This is a genomic window from Haloferax sp. DFSO60, from assembly GCF_046557615.1.
In the GTDB taxonomy this organism is placed as follows: Archaea; Halobacteriota; Halobacteria; order Halobacteriales; family Haloferacaceae; genus Haloferax.
This window is the reverse complement of sequence record NZ_JBKIII010000001.1, coordinates 704,759-729,544: the sequence shown is the minus strand read 5'-3', so window position 1 is coordinate 729,544 and position 24,786 is coordinate 704,759. Positions and strand designations below refer to the sequence as shown.

27 protein-coding genes, 1 tRNA gene, 1 other RNA gene and 1 pseudogene are annotated in these 24,786 nt (G+C 59.1%); 10 read left to right on the top strand and 20 right to left on the bottom strand.

Going from position 1 to position 24,786, the window contains the following annotated elements:
* Window positions 1-35 precede the first annotated feature (35 nt).
* Window positions 36-554: a hypothetical protein gene (locus ACK509_RS03850; RefSeq protein ID WP_410765173.1), complete on the bottom strand. Its 519-nt coding sequence runs from the start codon at window positions 552-554 to the stop codon at window positions 36-38.
* On the opposite strand from ACK509_RS03850, the gene ACK509_RS03845 reads away from it, so the two are divergent.
* Window positions 543-776 carry a hypothetical protein gene (locus ACK509_RS03845; RefSeq protein WP_410765172.1) on the top strand — a complete coding sequence of 78 codons (234 nt, stop codon included), beginning with the start codon at window positions 543-545 and terminating at the stop codon, window positions 774-776. The two genes, ACK509_RS03850 and ACK509_RS03845, sit on opposite strands and share 12 nt — an antisense overlap.
* A gap of 58 nt (window positions 777-834) precedes the next feature.
* Here ACK509_RS03845 and ACK509_RS03840 read toward each other — a convergent pair whose 3' ends face one another.
* A complete protein-coding gene (locus ACK509_RS03840) occupies window positions 835-1,206 on the bottom strand; it encodes an OB-fold domain-containing protein (protein WP_410765171.1) in 372 nt (123 codons plus the stop codon).
* On the bottom strand, window positions 1,206-2,357 hold the full coding sequence (locus ACK509_RS03835) for a thiolase C-terminal domain-containing protein (RefSeq protein WP_410765170.1): 1,152 nt from the start codon (window positions 2,355-2,357) through the stop codon (window positions 1,206-1,208). Before ACK509_RS03835 ends, ACK509_RS03840 begins: the two co-directional genes overlap by 1 nt.
* 93 nt (window positions 2,358-2,450) lie before the next feature.
* Between ACK509_RS03835 and ACK509_RS03830 the strand changes: the two genes are divergently transcribed.
* Window positions 2,451-2,864, top strand: coding sequence for a hypothetical protein (locus ACK509_RS03830; RefSeq protein WP_410765169.1), 414 nt, complete (start codon window positions 2,451-2,453; stop codon window positions 2,862-2,864).
* Between the two features lie 102 nt (window positions 2,865-2,966).
* Window positions 2,967-3,278: signal recognition particle sRNA (gene ffs, locus ACK509_RS03825), an RNA gene on the top strand.
* Window positions 3,279-3,397: 119 nt separating this feature from the next.
* On the opposite strand, the gene ACK509_RS03820 is transcribed toward ffs, so the two are convergent.
* The 9 genes from ACK509_RS03820 to ACK509_RS03780 form a co-directional block, all read right to left on the bottom strand.
* Entirely contained in the window at window positions 3,398-3,658 is a 261-nt protein-coding gene (locus tag ACK509_RS03820; RefSeq protein ID WP_410765168.1) for a twin-arginine translocase TatA/TatE family subunit, read from the bottom strand.
* 233 nt (window positions 3,659-3,891) lie between these two features.
* Complete coding sequence (locus tag ACK509_RS03815) at window positions 3,892-4,395, bottom strand: hypothetical protein (protein ID WP_410765167.1); 504 nt, start codon at window positions 4,393-4,395, stop codon at window positions 3,892-3,894.
* A 195-nt stretch (window positions 4,396-4,590) separates the two neighbouring features.
* Window positions 4,591-5,370, bottom strand: coding sequence for an SDR family oxidoreductase (locus tag ACK509_RS03810; RefSeq protein ID WP_410765166.1), 780 nt, complete (start codon window positions 5,368-5,370; stop codon window positions 4,591-4,593).
* A gap of 595 nt (window positions 5,371-5,965) precedes the next feature.
* Window positions 5,966-6,036: transfer RNA gene (locus ACK509_RS03805), tRNA-Gly, on the bottom strand.
* A gap of 154 nt (window positions 6,037-6,190) precedes the next feature.
* Window positions 6,191-7,219: an NAD(P)/FAD-dependent oxidoreductase gene (locus ACK509_RS03800; RefSeq protein ID WP_410765165.1), complete on the bottom strand. Its 1,029-nt coding sequence runs from the start codon at window positions 7,217-7,219 to the stop codon at window positions 6,191-6,193.
* Between the two features lie 98 nt (window positions 7,220-7,317).
* Window positions 7,318-7,965 (bottom strand): class I SAM-dependent methyltransferase, encoded by a 648-nt coding sequence (locus ACK509_RS03795; RefSeq protein WP_410765164.1) that lies wholly within the window; start codon window positions 7,963-7,965, stop codon window positions 7,318-7,320.
* A gap of 51 nt (window positions 7,966-8,016) precedes the next feature.
* Complete coding sequence (locus tag ACK509_RS03790; RefSeq protein ID WP_410765163.1) at window positions 8,017-10,185, bottom strand: type II secretion system F family protein; 2,169 nt, start codon at window positions 10,183-10,185, stop codon at window positions 8,017-8,019.
* 1 nt (window position 10,186) lies between these two features.
* Window positions 10,187-11,878 (bottom strand): type II/IV secretion system ATPase subunit, encoded by a 1,692-nt coding sequence (locus ACK509_RS03785; protein ID WP_410765162.1) that lies wholly within the window; start codon window positions 11,876-11,878, stop codon window positions 10,187-10,189.
* A 62-nt stretch (window positions 11,879-11,940) separates the two neighbouring features.
* Window positions 11,941-12,447 carry a hypothetical protein gene (locus ACK509_RS03780; protein WP_410765161.1) on the bottom strand — a complete coding sequence of 169 codons (507 nt, stop codon included), beginning with the start codon at window positions 12,445-12,447 and terminating at the stop codon, window positions 11,941-11,943.
* A gap of 107 nt (window positions 12,448-12,554) precedes the next feature.
* On the opposite strand from ACK509_RS03780, the gene ACK509_RS03775 reads away from it, so the two are divergent.
* Together ACK509_RS03775 and ACK509_RS03770 are read left to right on the top strand one after the other, a co-directional pair.
* Window positions 12,555-13,028 (top strand): DUF5793 family protein, encoded by a 474-nt coding sequence (locus tag ACK509_RS03775; protein WP_410765160.1) that lies wholly within the window; start codon window positions 12,555-12,557, stop codon window positions 13,026-13,028.
* Between the two features lie 78 nt (window positions 13,029-13,106).
* Entirely contained in the window at window positions 13,107-13,733 is a 627-nt protein-coding gene (locus tag ACK509_RS03770) for a uracil-DNA glycosylase family protein (protein ID WP_410765159.1), read from the top strand.
* A 378-nt stretch (window positions 13,734-14,111) separates the two neighbouring features.
* Here the strand turns inward: ACK509_RS03770 and ACK509_RS03765 are convergent, their stop codons facing one another.
* Window positions 14,112-14,786, bottom strand: coding sequence for an MBL fold metallo-hydrolase (locus tag ACK509_RS03765; protein ID WP_410765158.1), 675 nt, complete (start codon window positions 14,784-14,786; stop codon window positions 14,112-14,114).
* A gap of 48 nt (window positions 14,787-14,834) precedes the next feature.
* Window positions 14,835-15,293 (bottom strand): molecular chaperone DnaJ, encoded by a 459-nt coding sequence (locus ACK509_RS03760; RefSeq protein ID WP_410766281.1) that lies wholly within the window; start codon window positions 15,291-15,293, stop codon window positions 14,835-14,837.
* 22 nt (window positions 15,294-15,315) lie between these two features.
* On the opposite strand from ACK509_RS03760, the gene ACK509_RS03755 reads away from it, so the two are divergent.
* Window positions 15,316-15,855: a hypothetical protein gene (locus ACK509_RS03755; protein WP_410766280.1), complete on the top strand. Its 540-nt coding sequence runs from the start codon at window positions 15,316-15,318 to the stop codon at window positions 15,853-15,855.
* A gap of 53 nt (window positions 15,856-15,908) precedes the next feature.
* Here ACK509_RS03755 and ACK509_RS03750 read toward each other — a convergent pair.
* A pseudogene (locus ACK509_RS03750) lies at window positions 15,909-16,043 on the bottom strand (DnaJ domain-containing protein); the annotation flags it as partial.
* Window positions 16,044-16,169: 126 nt separating this feature from the next.
* Here ACK509_RS03750 and ACK509_RS03745 point away from each other — a divergent pair.
* Both ACK509_RS03745 and ACK509_RS03740 read left to right on the top strand, forming a co-directional pair.
* Window positions 16,170-17,156 (top strand): MBL fold metallo-hydrolase, encoded by a 987-nt coding sequence (locus ACK509_RS03745; RefSeq protein WP_410765157.1) that lies wholly within the window; start codon window positions 16,170-16,172, stop codon window positions 17,154-17,156.
* A 26-nt stretch (window positions 17,157-17,182) separates the two neighbouring features.
* The gene (locus ACK509_RS03740) at window positions 17,183-17,473 is read left to right on the top strand and encodes a DNA-directed RNA polymerase subunit L (RefSeq protein WP_410765156.1); all 291 of its coding nucleotides are present in this window, start codon (window positions 17,183-17,185) and stop codon (window positions 17,471-17,473) included.
* A gap of 66 nt (window positions 17,474-17,539) precedes the next feature.
* Here ACK509_RS03740 and ACK509_RS03735 read toward each other — a convergent pair whose 3' ends face one another.
* The 3 genes from ACK509_RS03735 to ACK509_RS03725 form a co-directional block, all read right to left on the bottom strand.
* Window positions 17,540-18,127: a DUF1684 domain-containing protein gene (locus tag ACK509_RS03735; protein WP_410765155.1), complete on the bottom strand. Its 588-nt coding sequence runs from the start codon at window positions 18,125-18,127 to the stop codon at window positions 17,540-17,542.
* Window positions 18,128-18,214: 87 nt separating this feature from the next.
* The gene (gene hisF / locus ACK509_RS03730) at window positions 18,215-19,027 is read right to left on the bottom strand and encodes an imidazole glycerol phosphate synthase subunit HisF (protein ID WP_410765154.1); all 813 of its coding nucleotides are present in this window, start codon (window positions 19,025-19,027) and stop codon (window positions 18,215-18,217) included.
* Between the two features lie 105 nt (window positions 19,028-19,132).
* Window positions 19,133-19,714 (bottom strand): hypothetical protein, encoded by a 582-nt coding sequence (locus tag ACK509_RS03725; RefSeq protein WP_410765153.1) that lies wholly within the window; start codon window positions 19,712-19,714, stop codon window positions 19,133-19,135.
* A gap of 104 nt (window positions 19,715-19,818) precedes the next feature.
* Between ACK509_RS03725 and ACK509_RS03720 the strand changes: the two genes are divergently transcribed.
* Window positions 19,819-20,460: a VOC family protein gene (locus ACK509_RS03720; protein ID WP_410765152.1), complete on the top strand. Its 642-nt coding sequence runs from the start codon at window positions 19,819-19,821 to the stop codon at window positions 20,458-20,460.
* Window positions 20,461-20,466: 6 nt separating this feature from the next.
* Here ACK509_RS03720 and ACK509_RS03715 read toward each other — a convergent pair whose 3' ends face one another.
* Together ACK509_RS03715 and ACK509_RS03710 are read right to left on the bottom strand one after the other, a co-directional pair.
* On the bottom strand, window positions 20,467-22,206 hold the full coding sequence (locus tag ACK509_RS03715; protein ID WP_410765151.1) for an alpha-glucosidase: 1,740 nt from the start codon (window positions 22,204-22,206) through the stop codon (window positions 20,467-20,469).
* Between the two features lie 535 nt (window positions 22,207-22,741).
* Entirely contained in the window at window positions 22,742-24,502 is a 1,761-nt protein-coding gene (locus ACK509_RS03710) for an alpha-glucosidase (RefSeq protein ID WP_410765150.1), read from the bottom strand.
* 122 nt (window positions 24,503-24,624) lie between these two features.
* On the opposite strand from ACK509_RS03710, the gene ACK509_RS03705 reads away from it, so the two are divergent.
* On the top strand, window positions 24,625-24,780 hold the full coding sequence (locus ACK509_RS03705) for a hypothetical protein (RefSeq protein WP_410765149.1): 156 nt from the start codon (window positions 24,625-24,627) through the stop codon (window positions 24,778-24,780).
* Window positions 24,781-24,786: the final 6 nt, after the last annotated feature.

The following is a 24,786-nucleotide window of genomic DNA, read 5'->3' as shown; positions in this document are numbered from 1 at the left end:
ACCTACGATAGGTTGACGTATCAACATTTGGGCGCTTACGTCGCGCTGGACTGGCGCTCGCCGTCGGTTCGCGCGACATCGTCTGCAACGTCGGCATCTTCATCGCAACAAATCGACTGCCGTAAACCGGCTTCTGCGATTCTGCTCGCGTGTTCGACGGTCTGTCCCAGACTGTCGAGGACGCGAACGAGTCGGTAGTCTGCATCCTGTGCTTCGAACAGTTCGCGTTCGAGAGACTCGAGGTCGGAGAGAGTCGCCTCTTTCGCATCCAGTACGTCGCGGGCGGCCTCGACACTCCCCCCGGCGAAGACCGCATCGACCGCCGTTTCGACCGCATCTCTGGTTACTTCCGAGAGCGATTCGAGTTCTGTAGTGATTCCTTCGGAGAGTGGCTCTTCGAGTTCACTGACGACCGTGGCGATACACTCGGTGTGGTCGGCGACGCGCTCGACTTCTCGGGCGACGGTGTGCAGATAGAACAACTCCTGTCGCGTCTCGCCGAGAGCGTCCACCTCGTCGAGGCGGGCGAGCGCGCGAGTGAAATGCTCCGACAACAGATGGTTCCGCTCCTGATTGCGGACGTCCGCGCCGAACTGACCGACGTTCAAACGATGGCTCCGGAATCGGCATCCGGCGAGGATATCTCAGAGATTGCCGCCCGCCTCGATACGCTCGAGACACGCGCAACCGACATCGAATCGGCGCTCGATTCGTTCGAGACGCCTGTCTCGTGGGCGGCCGTGAAATACGAACTCGAACGCGCGCGTCGGGCCTAATCAGACTATTTGGTTTTCTCACAGATTCCAAAAATGAACGTGAAAATATAGAACTGCTTTAGAGCGGTTCGAAGCGGTAACCGTCCCACTCTTGACTCGCCGGTTCGCGGATTCCTGCACCGGGTTCGCGGAGTTCTTCGCAGTAGACCGGTTTCACTTCGTCGCCGATTTCTATGTCTTCTGTGGTGACCTGTCCGAGTGCACGAACTGGCTCGCCATCCACGTCGAATTCGACGATAGCGAGTGTGTTTGGTGCGCGAACGCCGGGAGGCGTCGCCGTCGAGGTCGTCCACGTGAGAACCGTTGCGGTGTAGTCGCTCAGGTCAACCGTGCCGATTGCTTCCTCGCCGCCGGGTCCGACCGGGTGGCCGGGGTAGGTGATGCTCCCGTCGGGGTAGCGGTACGCTTCCATAGGTGGCTGTTCAGACATTATCGGGACTCCATGATGGTGGTGGTGACGCAGTTGCCAAAGCCGCCGACGTTGCAGGCGAGACCCACGTCAGCATCGACTTGGCGCTCGCCCGCGTCGCCGATGAGTTGCTTGTAAATCTCGTACACCTGTGCGACGCCGGAGGCCCCGAGCGGGTGGCCCTTCGATTTGAGTCCACCAGACGTGTTGATTGGGAGTTCGCCGTCGCGGTCGGTGACACCTTCTTCGACTGCCTTCCAGCCCTCTCCTTTCTCGAAGAAGCCGAGGTCTTCGGACTGGAGGAATTCGAGGATGGTGAACATGTCGTGGAGTTCGGCCACGTCGATATCTTCCGGGCCGAGGTCGGCCATCTCGTAGGCGATTTCCGAGGAGTTGACGACGCCACCCATCGTGGTCGGGTCGGCGCGTTCGTGAACGACGTGGGTGTCGGTTGCCCCGCCGATGCCCGAGATGACGGCGTAGTCGTCCGTGTACTCGCGTGCAACGGACTCAGGACAGAAGACGAGTGCCGCCGAACCGTCGGTGATGGGACAGAAGTCGTAGAGTCGAAGCGGGTCCGCGACGATAGGCGAGTCGAGGACGGTTTCGAGGTCGACTTCTTTCCGGAACTGGGCGTGTGGGTTGTCGAGGCCGTTCTTGTGGTTCTTGACGGCGACTTTACCCAGCGACTCGCGGGGTGCGTCGTAGGTGTCGAGGTAGAGTCGCGCGGTGAGTCCTGCGAACGAGGGGAGCGTCACGCCGTGTTTGTACTCGACCGGGTGGGTCAACGAGGCAATAACGTCGGTCGCTTCGGCGGTCGTTCGATGCGTCATCTTCTCGCCGCCGACGAGCATCGTCATGTTCGACGCGCCGGAGGCGACAGACTGCCACGCGGCGTAGACGCCAGCGCCGCCGGAAGACGAGGTTTGGTCGATTCGTGCGGTGTACGCGGGCATCGCCGCGAGGTCGTGCGCGAGGGCGTTCGGGACGCCGGTTTGGCCCTCGAACTCGCCGCTTGCCATGTTCGAAACGTAGAGGTGCTCGATTTCGTCGGGAGAGACGCCAGCATCCGAGAGTGCCGCGATGCCCGCTTCCGCGAGCAATTCTCGAATCCACGCGTCGCGCTGCCCGAATTGGGTCATCGATGCACCGATGATCGCTACGCGGTCCATACGCGCACGTCGTCGCAACACGATTTAAAACCGGCCAATCGTATGTCGTTACGTCTCACATCGTTTATCTGTCGGACACCCGAACGGCCGGATATGGATGTCGAACGTCTCGCACCGACCGTCGGTCTCGTCGGTGCGGTCTGTCTCGTTGGTGCGGTTGCGCTTCCGGGCATCGTCATCGCGCCCGGTGGTGGTCCGACCGCCTCTTACTACGCCTCTGGGCCGATTGGGCTCTCTATCGTCGGCTTGCTCGCGATGCTTTCGGTCATCGTCTTTCTCTCGGGACGCCAGAACCGAACCGACCCTGCGACTGCCGCCGGATTGGCGCTCGTTCTCTCGCTCGCAATGCTCAGCATCGCAACCATCTGGGCGTTCAGTATCAACCCAACGGTACTCTTCAGTTTCGAACAGGAGTATTCGTGGCTGGAGTACCACCGCTGGAGCGTCCTCGCCGCGGCACTGCTGACCTTCGTCGGTGCGGCGGGGTACGCTCGGAGCGTTCTCTGAGGCCTTCGTTCTGTTTTCGACGCGTGGGCGAGACCCCTCCGGTGTCGCTCGATTATCTGCCCGCCGAGTCGAAAGGCCCTTAACAGTCCGTGGATTAGGAGGGAGTGGACTAGGTCGGGCAGTTAGGCCCTGCTCTCTACCCGCGAAATAGGTCTTTAGCGGGGACCGAACACGGGCGCGTCCGGTCAGACCGGTACGGGCCTCGGAAGCCAACGTAGAAACCTCGTCCTTCGGGGACAGCGGCTCCGCGTACCCCTTCCGCAGGGAAGGGCTCGCGCGGTTCATCGGTGGTACCCCGCCAGGCGCGGAAGCGAGCAGCGGACCATCGGACGTGCGTCGCTCGAGGGATCGCGGGGTGGAGGAGGCAACCGAGATTCCCCGTATCGGAACGCCGGGCAACCTCGCTGTCCGCCCATTCATCTTCATTTACTCGGTGAGTGTCGACGCTCGTCGTGGTCTGGCGTACTTAGAACAACCGAGAGCGTCGACACTCACCGGTGTAGAATATGCTGGAACGAACCAGCAGAGAAGTCTTAGTTTTCTTTCTCGGTTTCGGTGTCAGCCTCTGCCGACTCTTCGTCGTCGTCGTCGCTTGCTTCGGACTCTTCGGCACCCTTCTTGAGTTCGTCTTCGATTTCTTCGCGGCCACGTCGGAACTCACCCATCGCCTGCCCTGTCGAGCGAGCGAGTTGGGGGAGTTTGTTCGCGCCGAAGAGAAGCACGACGATGAGCAGGACGATCAGCAGTTCCGGGCCTCCCGGCAAGCCGGGAAAGAGTGGAATAAGGTTTGACATTACATTCGCCTAGGACGGCGGGGAAGATAAGACAGACGGTCCGTCTCGTGTGTCGAATGTTAGCGTTGATTTGCCGGTTTTGACCAGATAGAAGGGATGAGAACACCGTCAGTGAGCGCGCCGGTGGTGCCCTGATGGAATTTGTCTAAAAACCTGTCAATTCGGCACCGTTGTTCCAACGACGACAGGATAGCCGAGACTCGCTCGTGGCGGCCAAAGAAGTTTGAGTCTGATTACTTTTTGTCTACCGTGAAGCCGACTTGAAACACGCCGGGCGTCTCAGGGCAGTCTTTCTCTTTTCGCGTCCAGTGGTAGGTGAGTCCCGGCACGATACTGTTGTCACGCGTGTAGAGGCGCAGTAGTTCGCCCTCCAATGGGCCACTGACGTACTTGATGTTCCACCACGGGAACGGAATCGAGCCACCTTTTCCCGGAGGGAACGGCCCGCCAAGCCCGTTGCATTGGAACAAGATAGACTCGTCACGACACGAGCCGTACGGCGTCTGATTGTCGCACTCTTGGGCTTCGAGAATCACAAACGACTCGTCAGGGTAGTATTCGTCCTCGGGGATGATCGCCTGACCACCCTTTCCGTTTGCGGATGCGGTCCCTGCACCGAGTAACAGTGCGCCCGACCCGGCCGCCGCTTGCATAAATCGCCGCCGAGGGACACCGGTACTCTCGCTACTTTCGGTCTGTTCGTTCTGGTCGTCTGTCGATGAGTTGAAGTTGAACACCACATGTCTGGACAGATTGGAACTGGTTAATTCTTTTCTCGGTGAAAGTACAGTATATTGTTACTATACTCTGACACACGTTTGTTTTCCGAGCAGTCTCCCAACACCCCGTGCTGAAAAAAGAGACGCCTGTGTCGATGCGATACGACGAAGCGAGGCCGTGAACTACGCACACCGGACGTCTGTCCATCCCACTCAACGCCAACTCGTCCACCCGCCATCGACGACGATGGATTCGCCGGTGACGTACTTCGCCAAGTCACTGGCGAGGAAGACAGCGACGCCAGCCACGTCGTCGGGTTGGCCCTGTCTACCGAGTGGAATCAGTTGTTTCAACTGCTCCATCTGTTGTGCTGCCTGCTCTTCGTCTACCTCCATGTCTTCGGGGCCAATTTTGGTCGCAATCGCACCGGGGTGGATGGCGTTCACTCGAACACCCTGTCCACCGAGGCCGTGCGCGAGCGAGTACGAGAGCGTCCGCACAGCGCCTTTCGAGGCGGAGTACGACGGATACCCACCGTTGCCGTAGATACCGTTCACGCTGGAGACGTTGATGATACTCCCACTGCCACTCTCGACCATCCGCTTCGCTGCCGCCTGCGCGCCGAAATAGACGCCCTTCAGATTGATATCTATCATCTGCTGGAACTCTTCTTCAGTGACTTCGAGGAAGTCCTCGGGTCGCCAGATACCGGCGTTGTTGACCATGATATCGACGCCGCCAAACTCGTCCGCGGCGTCCATCGCGTCCTCGAACGCCGCCGGACTCGTCACGTCGAGTTCGACGTACGTCGCCGAGGCGTCCGTGTCTTCTTCGATTTTCACGTGCGTCGGGCGTCCACCCTCTTTCGGGTCCTCACGGATGTCGCAGACGACCACGTCTGCACCCTCTTCGGCGTAGGCGAGCGAGATGCCTCGTCCGATACCTGAACTACCACCGGTTACGACCGCGACGCGGCCTTCGAGTAGTGTCATATGTGTCACACCACCTGACAATTAGTGCAAAATGGCTTAACTTTAGTCAGAGGCTCGAGGGGTGGACCGGATACTCGTCTCGGGTTAGCGCCCGGTCATCACGTCGGTACTCCCGCACTCTGGACACTGTGTCATCCTCCCGAGCGACACCTCGACGGTGGCCCATTCGTTACTGCCCGAGACAGCTGTGAAGCCACACTTTAGACATCGAGAACGTGGGTCTGATGCAGTTGCACTCATGATGGCTAATTCATCACGATTGTAAATAGTCGTTATTCAGGATGACGTGAGGGTTGGTTGGGAGATATGGTCCCCCATCCGGATTTGAACTCCACTCGCTCACTATGTTCGCTCGCTAGTTCAAATCCCTCTGGGGCGCATTTCTTCACTCCACAGAAATTCGGAGTCTAACGACTCTTCGTTTGGTTTCGTTCAGAAAGTGCGCCGGCCGGGAGTCCCGCGAGCACAGCGAGTGGGACGTTGACGAGACGGAGTCTCGTCAGGAGTTGAACCACGGTCGCAAATCGAAGATTTGCTCCCTGATTCAACTCACCGGCGTAGCGATTTCTCTGCTCACGTTGTTCGCAGCAGAAAGTGCGCCGGCCGGGAGTTGAACCCGGATCGTTGGCTTGGAAGGCCAAAGTCATGCCATTAGACCACCAGCGCATACGTGCTCACACTGAGTCCACCTCAGCGCCAGCGACATCCATCCATTCACGACGCTACAATAAGGATGTTACTTTTTCGTCCAGCCGTCTCGGTCACTGATTTTAGCCTCTGAGTCGTCTGTAAACGGGGGATTTCACCCAATGCGACCGACTTAGTCGTCGGCGTGGGATTCGTTGAACTGCTTGGCCTTCTGGAGCAGGCCGGGCGAGATGCCGGGTGCGTCTTCGACCGAAACCTCTCCATTCGCTCGAATCTCGTCGAGGCTCTTCGGGAACTCGCGGAGTTCCATGTGGATGGCGATACCGGCTTTCGCACCCTTGCCCATGGCGACGGGAATCTGGTTGTGGCCGGGGGTGATGTCGCCGACGGCGTAGACGCCATCGACGCTGGTCTCGCCGTGGTCGCCGACTGGGACGGTCCCGTCGTCGTTGAGTTCGACGTCCAGTTGCTCGAAGAGTGTCGTGTTGTAATCCGACCCGTACATGGCGAATCCGCCTTTGTACTCGCGGGTGGTTCCATCCTCGAAGGTGAAACTCTCCAACCAGCCATCCTCGCCCTTGGTCATGCTGTCGATTTCTTCTTCGACGATGTCGATGGGGTGTGCGCGGACGAGTTCGTCCGTCTCGTCGGACCACGAGGGGTCGTCGCCGCGGAGGAGGATATCGACTTCGTCGGTGAAGTTGAGCATAATCATGGCGACGTACGCCGCGGAATCAGAGTGGCCCATCACGTACACCGACTCGTCTACGAACATGTAGGCATCACAGTGGAGACAGTAGTGGAGTCCCTTGCCGGTTCGCGGGAGTGGTGGCTTGGGTCGTTTGTCGTTGAAGCCGACACCGAGAACGACGCGTTCAGCGACGAAGGTGTCGTCGTTGGTGGTGAGCTTGAACCGGCCGTCGTCGAGTTGCTCGGCTTCGGTCACGAGGTCGCGGTAGAGGTCAGTGCCGTACTCTTCGAGTTGCTGACGAGCGGTTCCGAGGAATTCGTTGCCTGAGACGTCTTCGGTGATGCCGATGACGTTGTGCGTATCGACCATCATCGCCGCACGACCACCGCCGCGGTCGATAAGCGCGGTATCGTGGCCCAACCGGGTCGTGTACAGCGCAGTCTGCAACCCGGCAGGACCGCCACCGATGACGACCACTTCGTACTCCTTGGATTCGTCAGTGTCGCTCATACAATGCGATTCGTCCACGCCGTCTTAAGCCCACATCACCTGTGCGCTGGCCACAACCAGCCGCCAACTGTCACCACGCGGCACGGTGAATTGAGACGCTACTGACCCGAGACGACGGCGTAGCAGTTCCCGCTCGAAATCCGAGAATCGACGACCGTCAAATCGCTCGCGTCGAGGTCGGCGTCGAACTCGTCGGGCGCGTAGATGTGATAGTAGCGAGGAACCGTCTCGCCGCCGGGGAGCGTCCAATCGACGGTCGTATCGAACCCATCCTCGCGGTCGAACGTGTCGTGAGCGGTACTCCACGCGCTGACGAGCGCAGTTCCATCTGCATCCAAGACGCGGGCGAGTTCGTCCAGACTTGCAACGCGAGTCTCGCGTGGCGTGAGGTGGTGAAGTGTTGCGACGTACACACAGAGGTCGAACGAATCGTCGTCGAAGGGAAGCCGAGACGCATCACCTTGTACGAGGTGTGCGTCGAATCCGCGGTCTGCGGCGCGTTTCGTCGCTTCGGTCAGGAGGCCACGACTCACGTCGAGGCCGACAACCTCGTCGGCGTAGGAACGCAGCAGTTCGACGTGGCGGCCGTTTCCGCACCCAAGGTCGAGCGCGCGAGTGGGGCGTGAGTCTGCAGTCGCGTCCTCGACGAACGATTTGACTTCAGGCCACGGATACTCTCGCGTCGAGGCGAAGTGTGAGGCGATACGGTCGTACGTCTCTTTGACCGTCTCTCGGGGCTCGTCCATGTCATGAGATTTCGGTAGCGAACCAAAGACCACACGGGTCTGTCCCGACCCTCAGATGAGGAGGAAGACCGCGTAGGTCAACACGAGCAAGAACGTCGCGTGTTTGATGCCATCGGCGACACTGCCTTCTCCGAGTTGTCCCGCGATGATGCCGGAACAGACGCCTTGAATCGCGGTGATGTGGAAGAACAAGAGTTCGTACGAACTCGTCTTCACGTCGCGGAGTCCGTCGAACGTCCCCGACGTGACGCCGACAGTGCCGGACCCAGCGAGTGCGCCAGTACTCGCCTGTTCGACCGCCGGAATGAACGAGATGGCGAGTGCAGCGACGATACCGAGGAAGACGAAAAACGAGATGTAGATGACGACGAGGTAGGTCAGCATCTCTTGTTGGCGCTCGCGGGCGAGACGGCGACTGTCCTGTGCTTCGGTGGCGGCGATGCGGACGACCGGTGCGATATCCCCGCTCGCACTCATCGCGTTGGTCAACAGCGTGACCGACCGCGACACCATCGGACTTCGGGTTCGGCGGTCCATCCGGCGGAGGGCAGACTCGGCGTCGGACCCTACGTCGATATCCCGAATCGTTCGCTGGATTTCGTCACCGAGTGGGCCGAGGTCGGATGCAGAGACGCGCCGGAGACTCTGAACGATAGTCAACCCTGCTTCGTTGACGCTCGCAAGCCGGTCGAGGAAGTCTGGCATGGCGCGCTCGAGAGAGCGGAGTTGCCGTTTTCGAACTTCGTGTATCACCGAGACGATGGCCATCGAGACGATGGCAACCTCGACGATGTGGTGGTCTGCCGCTGCGACGACGGTTCCTATCGAGCTACTGAGTTGCGGCCACAACGTGGGACTGACCGCGGCACGCAGGAGCGACGTGGTCTCGGTCGAGCTGAGTGGGACAGTCGTCTGCACTAGCACCCACAGAAGCCCAATCGGAACGGTGACGACGAGCGTCGCAAACGGGTTGTGAAGGACCGAATCGACTGGTTGGTTCATCCATCGGCGAAGCCAGCGAAGTCGGTCGTAGATTGCCAGTCGCTCGGCGTTCGCCTGCCACCCTGCAATCGCTTCACCACCGTCTGTGCGCGTCGTCTCGTCAACGGGTGAGTGGTTGATGAGTTGGTGGGAATCAGCCGCCGCGTCGGCGTCGATGTTCCGCGAGACGACGCCACGAAGCGACCGCGTGATACTGCCGAGGTAAACGACGAACGCAGCACTCACAGTAGGAATTGCGACGTAGCCGATGACTCGGATGAACGTGAGCGTATCTGCGAGGACGAGTCCGATGACGACGAGGACGGTGATGAGAAACAGCGGGCCAGCGACGAGGACCGTGACGTACACCTCGGCGAGCGTCGAGAGGAGTTCGAGGTACTGCTGTTGTTGGGCCGCGGCCTCCGTCTGGAAGCGTTCGTACTGCTCGCGGAGGTATCGAGACAGGTTGCGGCCACTCCCGAGGACGCTGGCGAGGTTCTCACCGAACTCTTCGAGGTTCTCGCTCGGCGTCCGTTCGGAGAGCGATTGCAAGGCGGTCAGTACGTCGGTCCCGAACGCATCCATGTCTCGGACGGCAATCCCAACTTCGCGGGCCGCCTCGCCGTATACTGCTTCGTTTCGCGCCAGCGTTTCCAGCACCTTCGGGAACGCCATCCCAGACCGAGAGAGTGCGTAGATGAACGCGACCGTTCGTGGGAGTGTTGCTTCGATTTCCGTCGCACGGGTGTTCGCACGCTCGGTGAGAACGTACCATCGAACCCAGTACACACCGAGTGCGAGTGTCGTCCCAATCGTCGCACTCGACAACGTCAAGAGGACGAACAGTTCACGGAGCGAGAGCGCGTCGAGACTCGTCACACCGCGTAAGAACTGAACCTGTGCGGGCAACCCGACCCACGTCTCCGGCGTGAGCGAGAACGTCGCCAGGAATGCCGCCGCCACGTACACACCGAAGATACTGCCGACGATACCGAACACGGCGGCCATGAGGAGCGTCCGCGACGCATAGACCCGGTGGGTCACGCCGACGTGAGCGGCCCGTAGTCGCCACTGTTGCAGGCGATGACGCTGGTTTTCGCTAGCGACGTAAAACCCGAATATCGGGAGTGCAACCTGCGAGACCAACAAGTTCGCACGACGGTTCACGGGACTCAAGAGAATCGGGGCGATGAGAGCGAGTGCGAAGAGCAACGGTAGCAGTGAGAGTCCGGACAGCATGCTATGTGCCGTCCACGTCGCTGACGATTGTCTCTGATTCGACGCGTTCGAGGACGTCCTCGGGATTCGAGTAGTACTCGTTGATGAGTGCGGTAAAGCGGCGGTAGTCCGAGACACCATTGTCCAGCAGGTAATTGAGGAATTTCTCGCGTCGCCGAAGTTCTCGTCTGAGATCGGTTCGGGACCAGCCGTTGTCGCGCTGAATCTCTTCGAGGACGCTACTGTCGCTCTGTGAGAACGAGTCGGATTTGGCGTCCCACGAGAACGACGCGGAGTAGTCGAGTTCGCCCGTCCGTTGGTCGATACTGCCAATCTCGCCGATCGCTTGCGACCGCCGGACACGCTCGCCGTCGAAGCGAGTGAGTGTCTGAATACAGAGCAAGTCGAGCGATTGCACCATCGCACGAGGCACGTTGATGGGCTCGTTCTCCAGACGGTTGATGACCGTCTCGATGCTGTCTGCGTGCATCGTCGAGAACGTGGTGTGACCCGTGTTCATCGCCTGAAAGAGTGTGACCGCTTCGTCGCCACGAACCTCACCGACGATGATGTACTCTGGGCGGTGACGGAGTGCCGACCGAAGCAGGTCGTACATCGAGATGTTCGTCCCGTCGTGGATGCGCTCGCGGGTGACAGACGAGAGCCAGTTGTCGTGGTAGAGGGCGAGTTCGCGGGTGTCTTCGATGGTCAAGACCTTCGAACGCGGCGGGATGAACATCGACACCGCGTTCATCGAAGTTGTCTTTCCTGACGCAGTACCGCCAGCGAAGATGAGACTCTTGTTGTGTTCGATACAGAGCCACATGTACGCCATCTGTTCGACCGAGAACGTCCCGTAGTCGATGAGGTCGATGGGCGTGAACGGTTCGTCTGCGTACATCCGGATGGTGAAGGCCGACCCGCGCGGGGTCACTTCTTCGCCAAGCGCTAATTCAGCGCGCGCGCCGTTCGGGAGCGTCGTCCCGAGTACCGGGTCGCCGACGCTGATGTGGCGACCGGAGCGCTGTGCGAGTCGAATGACGAAGTTGTCTAACTGCTCGTTGTTGAACGAAACGTTCGTCGAGATGTCGGTGTAACTGCTGTGGTAGATGAAAAGCGGGATATCGTAGCCATCACACGAGATGTCCTCGATGTGCGGGTCGTTCATCAGCGGTTCGAGGCGACCGTAGCCGTGGAAGTCGCGCCGAAGGTAGTACAGCAGCGTGTAGAACGAGTGCATATCGAGGTCCAAGCCGTACTGCTCGATGAGCGACTCCAACTCTTCGACGAGCGTCTGTTCTTTCGTGGGGTCCTTGTCGTCGCGGTACAACAACGGGTCGCGGATGTCGGTTCGAACTCGTTCGAGCAACGCCGCTTCGAACGAATCGAGGTCCGGTTCGACGACGTGATACCGGTGTGTCGTCGCGTCGGTATCGTAGGTGACGACCACGTACGCAAACGGTGCGTCTACCCAGTAGCGTTCGACTTCCTCGTGTCCCGCTGGAATATCGAACGTGCCCAGTGGTGTATCGTCCGTCGAAAGGGGTCGAATATCGAGGCTCGAACCGCGGAGCATCTCTGTGGTCCGCCGTAAAATTCGGCGGGTCTCAGAAGCAGCGAGGTCGAACTCGCCGTCACGGAGCAGTCTGAACACGCCCCGGTTGGAGGAACCCCCTGTTGCCGCCGTTGCGTTCGGTGGTGTATCTTGTGGCATCGTCACCCGAATCAGTCGGTCGTTTGGTATGGCGGGTTGGTACTTAAATCGTCCGCGCAGTGTTACTCGGTCCGTTCGACGGTGAGCAACATGCCGCTGAGAACGAAGAGAACGACGATGCCGAGCGGAACTGGAATCCCCGGGAAGCCACGGGTTACGAGCAGGTACGTAGACAGACTGAGGACGAGTGCCGCCGCCCCGAGCAGTCCTCCCATGAGTCGAACGGGGTCGATTGGCCCTGCTTCGAGTTCCTCTTCGCGCGCGTAGTAGACGAACGAGAGCAACACGGCGAATGCGAGAACGCCAGCACCGATTGCCCACGTTTGATACGCAACCTCGATCGACTGGCCTGCTTGCAGCGAGAGCGCGGAGAGGGGATTCGAGAGGGCGACTCGCTGTGCGACGTCGATACCCCACGCGTAGCGGACTTGGAAGAACGGAAATCTGACGAAAAGAAGGCTTCCACCGGCGATATCCGGTGAATAGGTGATATTCCACGGGATGAGCGCGCAGAGCCACGCAGAGATGACAGACAGCGCACCAGCATACTCAGAGCGAACCCAAACCATGCACAATCGGCAGAGGCAGTCGGGTAAAAACTATCGACAGAAATACTATCCAAATTGACCAGTGTGCGTCACGTTAATACGTCGCGCACAATAAGAAATCATACAGAATGCGGCGCGACTACTTCGAACTCGACGTAACCAATGTCGATTGGTATGGGACGGGTGAACCGCCCCGCCAACCGGCGGTTTCGATCGATTTCTACGGACCTCCGGAGTTGCTTCGTGAACGATTCGCTGCGCCGACGGGAGAACTACTCACCGCTGACGAACTCGACGTTGCGCTTCGCTTGCAGGGCCCGATAGACGACCCCGACACGACTGGTGTCGTCAGTGTAACAGACCGACTGACGGGTGATTACGTCTTAGAACTCAACGTCGACGCCGACGACGTGTTGCACTTTATCGGCGCGGCCCGAGAGTACGGCCGCTCTATCGACGTAGAAAACGGGCACTACGAGGTCGATATTGGTATCGAAGACGAACATCTCGTGACGCTCGAAAAATCGACGTTCCTCGTCTACGATGCCGACGGCGAACTGCTTCGGGGACAGAGTCTCATCCCCTCTGGCGTCGAACTCTAATCTATCGTTCACGCTCGTTCGTGGACAACGTTGAGACGAACCACGGATTCTTTATCAGCGCACTCCTGAGAACGCATCGTGAGGAACGTAACCGACCGCACGAGCAACCCGTTTGGCATGCGACCGTCGTGTGACCGGTTCGTTCCGGGCTACGGCGACGCCAACGCCGACTTCCACGTCATCGGAGACCACCCCGGCATCCACGGTGGAATCGACACCGGCGTCCCCTTTACGAACGACCCCGGAGCGAAACTGCAGGCAGCACTCGCGGACGCTGGATTGTTGACGACCACAGGCGAGGAACCCGAAGTGAACACCACGTTCTTTTCGTATCTCCACATGTGCGTGGCCGACGGCACGCCGACTCCGGCCGAGTACACCGATATGGAGCGCTTTTTCGACGCGGAACTGCGCGCAATCGCGGCGCACGTACTCATGCCCGTCGGCGACGTGGCCACCAAACACGTGTTGGAAAACTACAGTTCGATTGCGTGGAAGACGGACATCGATATGGAGTCTCTCCACGGCACGGAACTTCGTGGAAGTGGCTTTCTCATCCTTCCTATCAAGGACCCACTCGAATGGGACGACGATGACCACGACGAACTCGTCGCGGGCATCATGGAACTCCGTTCGACCGACTTCCGGCGTGAAACGGACCTCGGCCGATTTATTCCCGGAGACGACCCATACTACGTCCGCTAGTCACTCTCACACACGCTCACGAGTGCTGAGTCGGCTGATTTTTGCTTTTCTTCATGATTCTTACATTGTTCGTCCACTAAGAACCATGAAGGTTTGGAAACGTTGACTTTATCCGGCTAAACGGTCCACATAACCGCAAGTTTATCCAATGCTTCTGTATGGCATGGCCCTTATTGGCGCGAACAAAGGACTTTTTACAACTAGACCCAAAGTGGATGTTGACGCGCGTGGTTTGATACAATTCCGCCGGGCGCGTCAGGCAACTGTGAGATTGGTGCTCCTCGCAGTGGCTTGGTCAGTCCGGGGATTCGCGCTCGGTCGCGGTCCCCGCTCTTTACAACGACGAGCGAGGCCACTCCTCGCTCTTCTTGTTCAGTCTCACATACTCTCTGCGAGCGCCTGCAATTTCCCGTAACCGTACTCTTCGAGCGGATTCCCGTGTCCCATCGCAATCACCTCGACCGGCGGGCATTGCGAAACCAGCGCGTGAATACTTCGATTGTTTATCTCGGCGTCCGCCGCCATCACCCACGGAAGAACAGTGAGTTCGCCCTTCTTCTCGCGCACGAGGTCACCGACGAAGGCCACACTGAGTGGCTCGTGGACGAACGCTGTGTGCCCTAACGTATGGCCGGGAGTCCGATAGGCGATGAACGGCCCAATTTGGTCACCGTCTTCGACCGTCTCGATTGGTTGCTTCGGTTGGCTGACGAGACGTGACCCGAGTCGCTGGAGCGCACCTTTCCGCGAGGTAACCGGGGGTTTTGCACGTCCAGAGAGGTATGATGCGTCCGGTTCTGCGATGTAAATCGGAGTGGACTCGTGCAATCCGAGTGACCCGAGTGCGCCGACGTGGTCGATATCGTAGTGGGTGACGAGTACCCGGTCGATATCCGAGACGGTGTGCCCGGCAGCAGCAATTCCGGAACGAATCTGCTCGCAGTCCCACGGTGTGCCAGCATCGATGAGCGTGAGTCCGTCGTCGTCGCTCACGAGATACGCATTTACTCCGCGCAACCGAAGGCGGCGAACTTGCTCGCCGAGATTGCTCATACATGTCAATAAGGATTCAAAGGGCAAAAACCGTGATACCGGTTGGCGCTATCGGGCGGCCCACAGATACCGACCGGCGTCCACGACGAATCCACCAGCGCCGAGTAGGGGAAGGACGCCCAGTGCAACGATGTCAACCGCGAGCGGTCGGACCATTCCGACACTCCCAGCAGCCACGAGCGCCAGCGGAGCGATAGCCGCGAGTGCGTAGAGCCACGTCGCCCACGAGTGGCCGAATTTCGCCACCGTTCCGACGAGTGCGAGCGCGAGTACGACGGATGCCGCCGGGAAAATCAGCGTCGTCGGCGACGAGGCTGCTGCAGTTTGAAGCGTCGCAAGCGTCGGAAGCGAGAGCGGCGACGATGCGAGCAACGCAGGAACTGGTGCGGCAGTATCGATGGTCAACACCGTCTCGACGAACGCGCCACCTTCCGTCGAGATGAACCACCCAACTGCGCCGAGGTAGGCGAGCAACGCGACGAGTGAGACCGACCACCCGTACCACAACGGGTTCGTCTTGGACGACTCTGTGGACTCACTCGACGACGAATCGAACCGGTTCGAATCTCCGTTGCGCGCGCGGCGTGACCGGCGGCGACGACTGGAGGAACGCGACGAGCTTCGACTTCCAGTCGATGATCGAGACGAGGTGGACGACGAACGTGAGCTTCGTGACGACGAGTTTCGTGAAGACGACGAGCGACCCGAAGACCCGGAACCACTGGTGCGCGACGATGACCGAGAGGACGACGAGCGAGAAGAAGTGGTGGACGACGTGCGGGACGAGGAAGTTGACGAAGAACGCCCCGACGACGAGGTGCCGGACGTCCGAGAGGAAGAACCGGACGACGACGAGCGACGCGAACGACTCGAACTCGTGGACGAGGTGCGCGACGAGGACGAACGAGACGACCCAGAAGAGCGACTCGTGCCATTCGACCGTGACGTACTGGAGGTAGACGTACTCGACGACCCGTTCTGGCCCTTTCCTGCTTCTCCGGGGAACTTGAACTTCCGCAAGCCATCGAGTCGTTTTTCGACGTACGTACTGTGGCCCAGTCGGTCGTAATCGGCACGCTCCCGCTCGTTGGTGAGTACTTCGTAGGCTTTTCGCACGACGGTGAACTGCGCCGTCGCCCGCTCGTCATCGTTTACGTCTGGATGATACTCACGGGCCATCTGACGGAACGCTTGTTTGATGTCGTCCCGTTCGGCGTCTCGGTCAACGTCGAGCAACTCGTAGAAGTCCACCGGCATTCGACGTGGGGGACGACGTAGGGGTAGACTTTGAATGTAACGGGCACAATCTCTGTGTCAGACAACGACACCCGCACACAGTTCCGTATTCGGAATCATGATAAACGCCGACGGTAAGTTGCTCGCATGGAACGTATCTCGCTCGGGAACACCGTGTTCGAAGGGAGCAACAATTCCTATCTCATCCCCGGCGACCAGTTGACGCTGGTCGATGTCGGCGTTTCGACCGACCACGTTCGGTCTGACCTCCGAAACGGCATCGAAGCCGCAGGCTACGAAATTGCAGATATCGATTCGATTGTTCTCACGCACTGGCACGCAGACCACACCGGTCTTGCGGGTGAACTCCAAGCCGAGAGTGGGGCGACTGTCTACGCCCACACCGCCGATGCCGGACTCATTGCGGGCGACGAAGACGCGCACTTCGCAGAGACCGAGATGCGCGCTCAACGCTTCGAAGAGTGGGGCATCCCACAGGAGTCGCTCGACGAACTCACCGACTTTCTCAGCATCCTCAACGACCTGATGGGCGAGGACGTGGACGTGACGCCCGTCGAAGACGGCGACACCATCCCTGCGGGCGACGGTGAGCTCGAAGTCGTCCACCTTCCCGGCCACGCCGCCGGTCTCTGCGCGTTCGCGTTCGAGGGCAACTCGGGCCGCGAGGCGTTCATCGGCGACGCCGTCCTCCCGAAGTACACGCCGAACATCGGCGGCGCAGACTTGCGAGTCGAGCGCCCGCTGGCGACGTATCTCGATAGTCTCGACCGAGTCGTGGACGAACAGTTCTCTCGTGTGTGGCCCGGCCACCGCGACCCAATCGACGAACCAGCAGAGCGCGCCCGCGTCATCGCCGAACACCATCGAGAGCGTACCGGGCGCGTTCTCGACGTACTCTCTGAACACGGCCCAGCCGACGCGTGGACCGTGAGCGCACACCTCTTCGGTGACCTCTCGAATGTCCACATCCTCCACGGCCCCGGCGAAGCGTTCGCGCACCTCGACCACCTCGTCGAAGAGGGCGTCCTCAGCCGAGACGGGAACGAATACGCGCTCGAAGACGCGGACGTCGATGCAGACGCGCTCGTTGCTGTCCCAGAGACGAAACGTTAAAACGCCGCTGGACGGAACGGAGAGCCATGGAACTGCGGGTCATCGACAAGACCGACGAGGAACTCCGCATCGAGATTGGTGGCGAGGACCACACATTTATGAACGTCCTCAAAGGTGCGCTGCTCGAAACCGACGGCGTCACCGCTGCAACCTACGACGTGAATCCCGAACAGTCCGGTGGACAGACCGACCCTGTGCTCTCTATCAAGACCGAAGAAGGCGTTGACCCACTCGACGCCCTCGCAGATGGCGCACGGGCGGTTCAGGACACCGCTGACGACTTCACCACGGCGTTCAACACCGCGCTCGACGCGTAACTGACGAGTGTTCTTCTCTCGTTTTCTCACTCGTGAGCGACGCGTTTGGGCGTACCAGCGAGGTGGTTAGTCGGCGTGGCCGTGCCCGTGCCCGTGCTGCGACTCGTCGCCACCTGCTGGGCCTTCGTAGTCTTTCTCGCCCGCTTCGATACGAACGCGAAGCCAGTTCTCCATCGGGACGAGCGGACATTCGTACCGCGGTGAGTAGGCACAAAACGGGCTGTACGCGTAGTTGAAATCGACTTCCCACAGGCCGTCTTCGTTAGGGCCGTCCAAGTCGAGATAGCGCCCCGCACCGTAGGTCTCGTGCGTGTTGGTCTCGTCGCGGAACGGCACCCATAGCCGGCCGTCTTCGGGACTGGTTCGATACGCATCGAGTCGGTAGCGCTCGCCATCGACGTCGAACTCGAAGTAGCCCCAAACGAGATAGTCGCGCTCGCCTTCTGTCGTCGTTGCGATGGTTATCGTCTCGGGGTTGTCGTACTCCAGTAAGGCCAGTTCGAATCTGAGGTCTGGGTCCGGCTCGAAGTAGTCGAGGCCGTCGAAGAACTCCCGCTGGTCGTGTGGAATCGGCGAATGCTGGTCTCGGGCGAAGTAGTGGTCTTTCTGCTCGCGGTGGGCTTCGAGTGCGGCGCGCCACGAATCGGTCGTCATCGTGGCACACTATACGCGCGTTTCGGAGGTTAAGCTTGGTTTCGACTGTGCGACGTGCGCACGACCGAGAAAGAAGCGTCGGAGAGCTTAGAGCCGAACCGGAACGTCGTGTTCGTCGAGATACGACTTCACGTCCTGAATCGAATACTCGTCGAAGTGGAAGATAGAGGCCGCGAGTCCGGCATCCGCGTTGGCCTCAGTGAAGACTTCGTACATGTCTTCTGGGCCGCCACAGCCGGACGAGGCGATGACGGGCGTCGAAACGTTGTCACAGACGGCCTTGGTCAAGGGAATGTCGTAGCCGTCTTTCGTCCCGTCGGCGTCGATAGAGTTGATGAAGAGTTCGCCAGCGCCGCGTGATTCGGCCTCGCGTGCCCACTCCACGACGTCCACGCCGGTTCCTTCGCGGCCGCCTTTGATGGTACATTCGAACCAGCAGGACTCGCCATCTACTTCGACGTAGTGTTCGCCTTCGTCGTCGTATCGACGCCGGGCGTCTACGGAGATGACGATACACTGGCTCCCGAAGGCCCGTGCGCCCGCTTCGATGAGTTCGGGGTTTTCCAGTGCGGCGGTGTTGATAGACACCTTGTCGGCCCCGGCGCGGAGCGTCTCTTTGATGTCTTCTTTCGTTCGGATACCACCGCCCACGGTCAGTGGGATAAACACCTCGTCGGCGACCTGCGAGACGGTATCGAGCATGGTCTCGCGGCCGTCTGCCGACGCCGTGATATCGAGAAAGACGAACTCGTCGGCACCCGCTTCGTTGTAGAGTTTGGCCATCTCGACGGGGTCGCCGGTGTACTTCAGGTCCTCGAAGTTGACGCCCGTGTAGACGGCCGGGTTGCCGTCGTCGTCGAGGTCAACGTCGATACAGGGGATGATGCGCTTCGTAAGCATTCGATATGAATTTGTACTGCATCGCAGTACCAAAAGGAGTCCGACACCGGTACGAATCCAAGCCTTGGTTCTCAATACGTCGCTCTGAATTCAACTTTTAACAATTCACAGACATGGGACCACCGGTGCTAATAAAATTCCCAGTCCAAACAAAATGCCAAGAAATCCCAGCCCTAAGGATATGTAAGCAAACGTCTCGATAGATACTGTATCAATAAAAAATCTGTCAACCGGGCCTTTTGTCCTGGTAGTTACTGTTGACTGAATCGCAAACGGATTATCCTTTTTACGCGGATTGAAGTCATCGTTCTCCTGGGTTTTGAAAAATCCAGTTGCTGTGTAATGTTTGTCAATCATATTCTCCAATATCTGGCGCTGGTCTTCGGCGTTTATTTTCTTCTGATTGTACGAAATAAGAACTGCACCAATACCAAGTGCTGCAAGTCCTCCCGCCAAAACTACGAAACCAAATTTAGGTGATTCATGAAATGGGCCATCTGTATTTATAGATGTGATATGGCCCGAGAATATCACGACAGAAATCAAGATGAAATAATATGAATTGTGCATGAGTCCGTCACGGTATCGGGATTCTTCACTATATTGTACATATGATTCTATTAGTTCGTCTTTTGTCGGTCTACGCGATTCTGGAGTATCGGTAGGTTTTGTATCGCTATCCGTCATATCACAATCTGAACAACAGTGGATATTATCACTTGTGTACGAACGTTTGGAGCTACATCTCAGAAGCCGATATCTTGAAAAACGCTCCAACAATTGATTTGATAATGGTCCCCTCGGTCTTCCACCTCCACTATCAGACCCCGGATATCGAACACGCGACCGCAACACTCGCGGACCACGGCATCACGCCGAACGCGAAGTTCGGGTCTGCCGATGGCGAATCTGTCTCACTGTCACCCGACGAAACCCCGCCGGACGAGTTCAAACTTCGACTCCAGACGAACCGTGGTGGGAGCGCAGACGTGACGCTCGCACCGGGGCCGCGGGTCAAATTCGACCACTTCGGCGTCGTCGTCGAAGATGTCGCTGCCGTCGTCGAACGGGCCGAAGCACACGAGTGGCCGGTCGTCCAAAACGAGCGACGGACCTTTCTCACCACGCCGTGGCGATTCAGAATCGAGTTGCAAGCCGCCGACAGCGACGTTGTTGCCGAACTTGGCGACCGCAGCGACTGCGAATTAAGCGAGGTGTTGCTCGCTGTTCCAGTCGAAGCGCGCGATACGGTCGACCGAGAGATTCGCGCAGTTGTGGGAGACGTATCGAACCTCCGGGTCGTGCCTGCTCGCGGGCCGGAAGCGGGAGTTAGACAGGCGTTCCTCTCGGGGACGAACGTCGAAGACCCACACTTGCAGATGTCTGCGTTGGCTCTCTCGACAGCAGACGACGGGCGGAAAGAACGGGACTGAGAGCGATTAGTGCAGGTCGTAGACGCGGGCCTCCCACGGGCGGAGGACTGTCGTCTCGACCGAAACGATGTCAGACTCGTAGTTCGAGATGAGCAGGTCGGCCGCTTCACCGCGGAGGTCACTCGGCGGGTCGAATCGCGTTTCTTCGCCAGCGAAGTTGAGGACAACCAAGAGCGAGTCCTCTTCCAGCGTTCGCGTGTAAACCCACAGGTTCTCGTGGTCTTCGAGTCGCAGGTCGTAGTCGCCGTAGACGAGTACGTCACGCTCTTTACGGAGGGAAATGAGGTCGCGATAGTAGTGCCAAATCGACTCGGGGTCGTCACGCGCGTCTTTGGCGTTGATGTCGTCTTTGTTCGGGTTGACCGGCATCCACGGCGTCGCCTCGCTCTCGGTGAATCCAGCGTGTGTGGAGTCGTTCCACTGCATCGGCGTTCGGGCGTTGTCACGGGTCCGGTAGCGAACGAGGTCCATCACGTCAGCGTCGTCGATGCGACCCGATTTCCGGGCGGCACGAACGTTCTTGATGGTGTCCACGTCGCGCACTTCCTCCAGCGAGTCGAATGGGTAGTTCGTCATGCCCAGCTCTTCGCCTTGGTAGATGTAGGGCGTCCCGCGAAGGGTGTGAAGTAAGGTGGCGAGCATCTTCGCCGACTCGCGGCGGTAATACTCGTCGTCACCGAAGCGTGAGACTTGCCGAGGCTCGTCGTGATTGTTGAGGAACAGTGAGTTCCAGCCTTCGTCTGCGAGGCCCTCCTGCCAGTGAGTCATGGTCTCTTTGAGTTCTTGTGGCGACCACTCGCGGTAGGACCACCGGCCTGCGTCGGTCATATCGAGGCGCATGTGGTCGAAGGTGAACACCATGCTCATGCCGTCGCCGTCGCGTCCAGTGTACTGTCGTGCCTCTTCGACCGAGAGTTCGGCCATCTCGCCGACGGTCATCGCTTCCTCGTCGAGTACTCGGTCGTGGAGTTCTTCGAGATAGTCGTGGACGCGCGGGCCGTTGACGAACTGCCCTGCACCGCGAACGATTGCTTCCGGGTCGTCGCTGTTCGGCAGTCCGTCGGGTTTGGAGATGAGGTTGATGACGTCCATTCGGAAGCCGTCGATACCCTTGTCGAACCACCATTCCATCATCTCGAAGACCTCGTCGCGGACGGCCTCGGTCTCCCAGTTCAGGTCGGGCATTCGCTCGTCGAAAATGTGGAGATACCACTCGCCAGAGTCCTCGTCGTAACTCCAGGCTGGCCCGCCGAAGAAGGATTGCCAGTCGTTCGGTGGGACTTCGTTCACGTCGTCGGGCGTGTCGTAGTCCTCGGGGTCGAGGTCCGTCTCCTCGGGGTCACGGCCTTCGCGCCACCAGTAGTACTCTCGGAAGTCGCTATCCCCCGAAGACTGAGAGTTGAGGAACCACGTGTGTTCGTCGGAGGTGTGGTTGACCACGAGGTCCATGATGAGTTTGATGTCTCGTTTGTGCAACTCGTCACGGAGCGTCTCCCAGTCGTCCATCGTCCCGAACTCGTCCAAGATGGAGCGGTAGTCGGCGATGTCGTAGCCGTTGTCGACGCCAGGTGAGTCGTAGACTGGATTCAGCCACAGACAATCGACGCCGAGGTCGTCAAGGTAGTCTACTTTCTCGATGATGCCCGGAATGTCGCCCAGTCCGTCGCCGTCGGAGTCGTTGAAACTCCGGGGATAGACCTGATAGACGACCGCTTCTTTCCACCACGTGCGGTCGAAAGTCGTCATTACCAGAAGTTCACTCGGAACCGAATTTCACTCCGTCGGTTTGGGTGGTGTCAGTGGGCTAAGGAATGTGTGGCGGCTATTTTGGTCCTGTTGGAACTTTCACTCACTGGTAGTTTGTCGAGTCCGCGTTGAGTACAGGGCGCGTATCGGTCACGGCGACTCTCCAATTTTGGCCCGACGTACAAATCAGGTATCGCCGTCAGCAGAATTATGTCAGCATGCGTACCATCTTCGAGTAATGCAACCACTCCTCGTCGCCGTAGGTCTCCTATTCGTGGTGGTTGGAGCGGCCTCTATCCGTTTTCCGCACCGCGTGAGGAACTACGTGAGCGCCCGAGAGTGGCAAGACAATCCCGAGAGAGCGAAGCAAAAACAGGAACTCTATGCACGTCTCGTCGGCGTATTCTTCGTTCTCGGACTTGGTTGCCTGTGCATTTTTGCCGGATTGGTTCTATAGCTTGGTGACTTCGCACACGTTACTTTTCGGCTAGTTCGGCACTGAATGGGGAATAAGCGAAGAGTCCGTCAGTGCGACTTATCGGAGGTCGTAGACGCGGGCCTCCCACGGTCGAAGCACCGCGTCTGCAACGTCGCTAACGTCGGCTTCGTAGTTCGAGATGAGTATCTCTGCGTTTGCGCCTTTGAGGTCTTCCGGCGATTCGAACTGTGTCTCGTCGTCCGAGAAGTTGAGGACGACCAAGAGCGAGTCGTCGCCCAGCGTTCGCGTGTAGGCCCACAGCGACTCGTGGCCCGGGGTGAGTGGGTCGTAGTCGCCGTAGACGATGACATCGTGTTCCTTCCGGAGTGAAATCAGATCACGGTAGTAGTGCCACACCGAATTTTGGTCGGCGCGTTCGGCTTCGACGTTGATGGTCTCCTTGTTCGGGTTGACGTCAATCCACGGCGTCGAATCGGGGTCGGTGAAACCCGCGTACTCGCTGTCGTCCCACTGCATCGGCGTCCGAGCGTTGTCGCGACTCATCGCTCGTGCCCTGTCTTTGACTGCTTCGAACGACTCGATTTCACCGGCTTCGAGCGCACTTCGAATGGGATTGAGCGTCGCCACGTCGCGGAAGTCGTCCAGTGACTCGAATGGGTAGTTCGTCATGCCCAGTTCCTCACCTTGGTAGATGTACGGTGTCCCCCGAAGGGTGTGAAGCAAGGTGGCGAGTAACTTCGCCGATTCACGACGGTATTCGCTGTCGTTCCCGTAGCGAGAGACTTGGCGGGGTTGGTCGTGGTTGTTGAAGTAGAGCGAGTTCCACCCCGCTTCGGCGAGGCCATCCTGCCAGCGGTCGAAGATTGCTTTGAGGTCCGGGAGGGTCCACTCGGTCAACTCCAGTGCGTCGTCGCCCCGGTCGACGAGTACGTGTTCGAAGTGGAAAATCATCGAGAGACCATCTCCTTCCGGGCCGGGCGTCACGTACTGTCGCGCCGTCTCCATCGGCATCGGCGCGCCAATCATCTCACCCACGCTGAGGAAGTCAGGTTCCAAGACGCGCTCGCGCATCTCGCCGAGATAGTCGTGGACGTTCGGTCCGTTCACCGCACGGTCGATGGTCTCGATGTCGTTTTCGGGGTCGGTGTCGGGCAGTCCCTCGGGTTTGGAGATGAGGTTGATAACGTCCATCCGAAAGCCGTCGATTCCCTTCTGGAGCCACCACTCCATCATCTCGAAGACCTCGTCGCGGACGGCCTCGTTTTCCCAGTTCAGGTCGGGTTGCTTGCGGTCGAAGAGGTGGAGATACCACTCGCCAGAGTCCTCGTCGTAACTCCAGGCTGGCCCACCGAAGAAAGACTCCCAATCGTTCGGTGGGACTTCGTTCACGTCGTCGGGCGTGTCATAGACCTCGGGGTCGAGGTCCGTCTCCTCGGGGTCACGGCCTTCGCGCCACCAGTAGTACTCTCGAAATTCGTTGTCGGTCGATGCTCGGGAGTTGAGGAACCACGCGTGTTCGTCGGAGGTGTGGTTGACCACGAGGTCCATGATGAGTTTGATGTCTCGTTTGTGCAACTCGTCACGGAGTTGCTCCCAGTCATCCATCGTCCCGAACTCGTCCATGATCGCCCGATAATCGGCGATATCGTAGCCGTTGTCTGCGTTTGGCGATTCGTACACTGGGTTCAACCAGATACAATCGACGCCGAGGTCGGCGAGATAGTCGGCTTTCTCGATGATGCCGGGAATGTCACCGACGCCGTCTCCATCGGAGTCTTTGAAACTCCGAGGGTAGATTTGGTAGACGACCGCCTCTTTCCACCAGCGCCGCTCTTCGTCTCGCGGATGTGATGTCATCTATCGTAGACGACTGTCGCGCGTGACTTAGGTCTGTGCGCGGATTCGAATAGCAGACTCCATCGGCTACTCCCGAACGACGGTTAGGTGCGTTTTTGTATTGCGAACCCGTCGCCTCGCGTATGAGCGACCACGACGACCATCACGACCACGGCGACGAGGACGGCCGCGTCACCTCGCCGATGCAGGACTTCACGATGAGCCAAGTTACGACCGGAATCGTCATTTTCGTCATCGGCGTCGCCGTCACGTTCGGCCTCCCGCTGCTTCTCGCCTGAGAACGC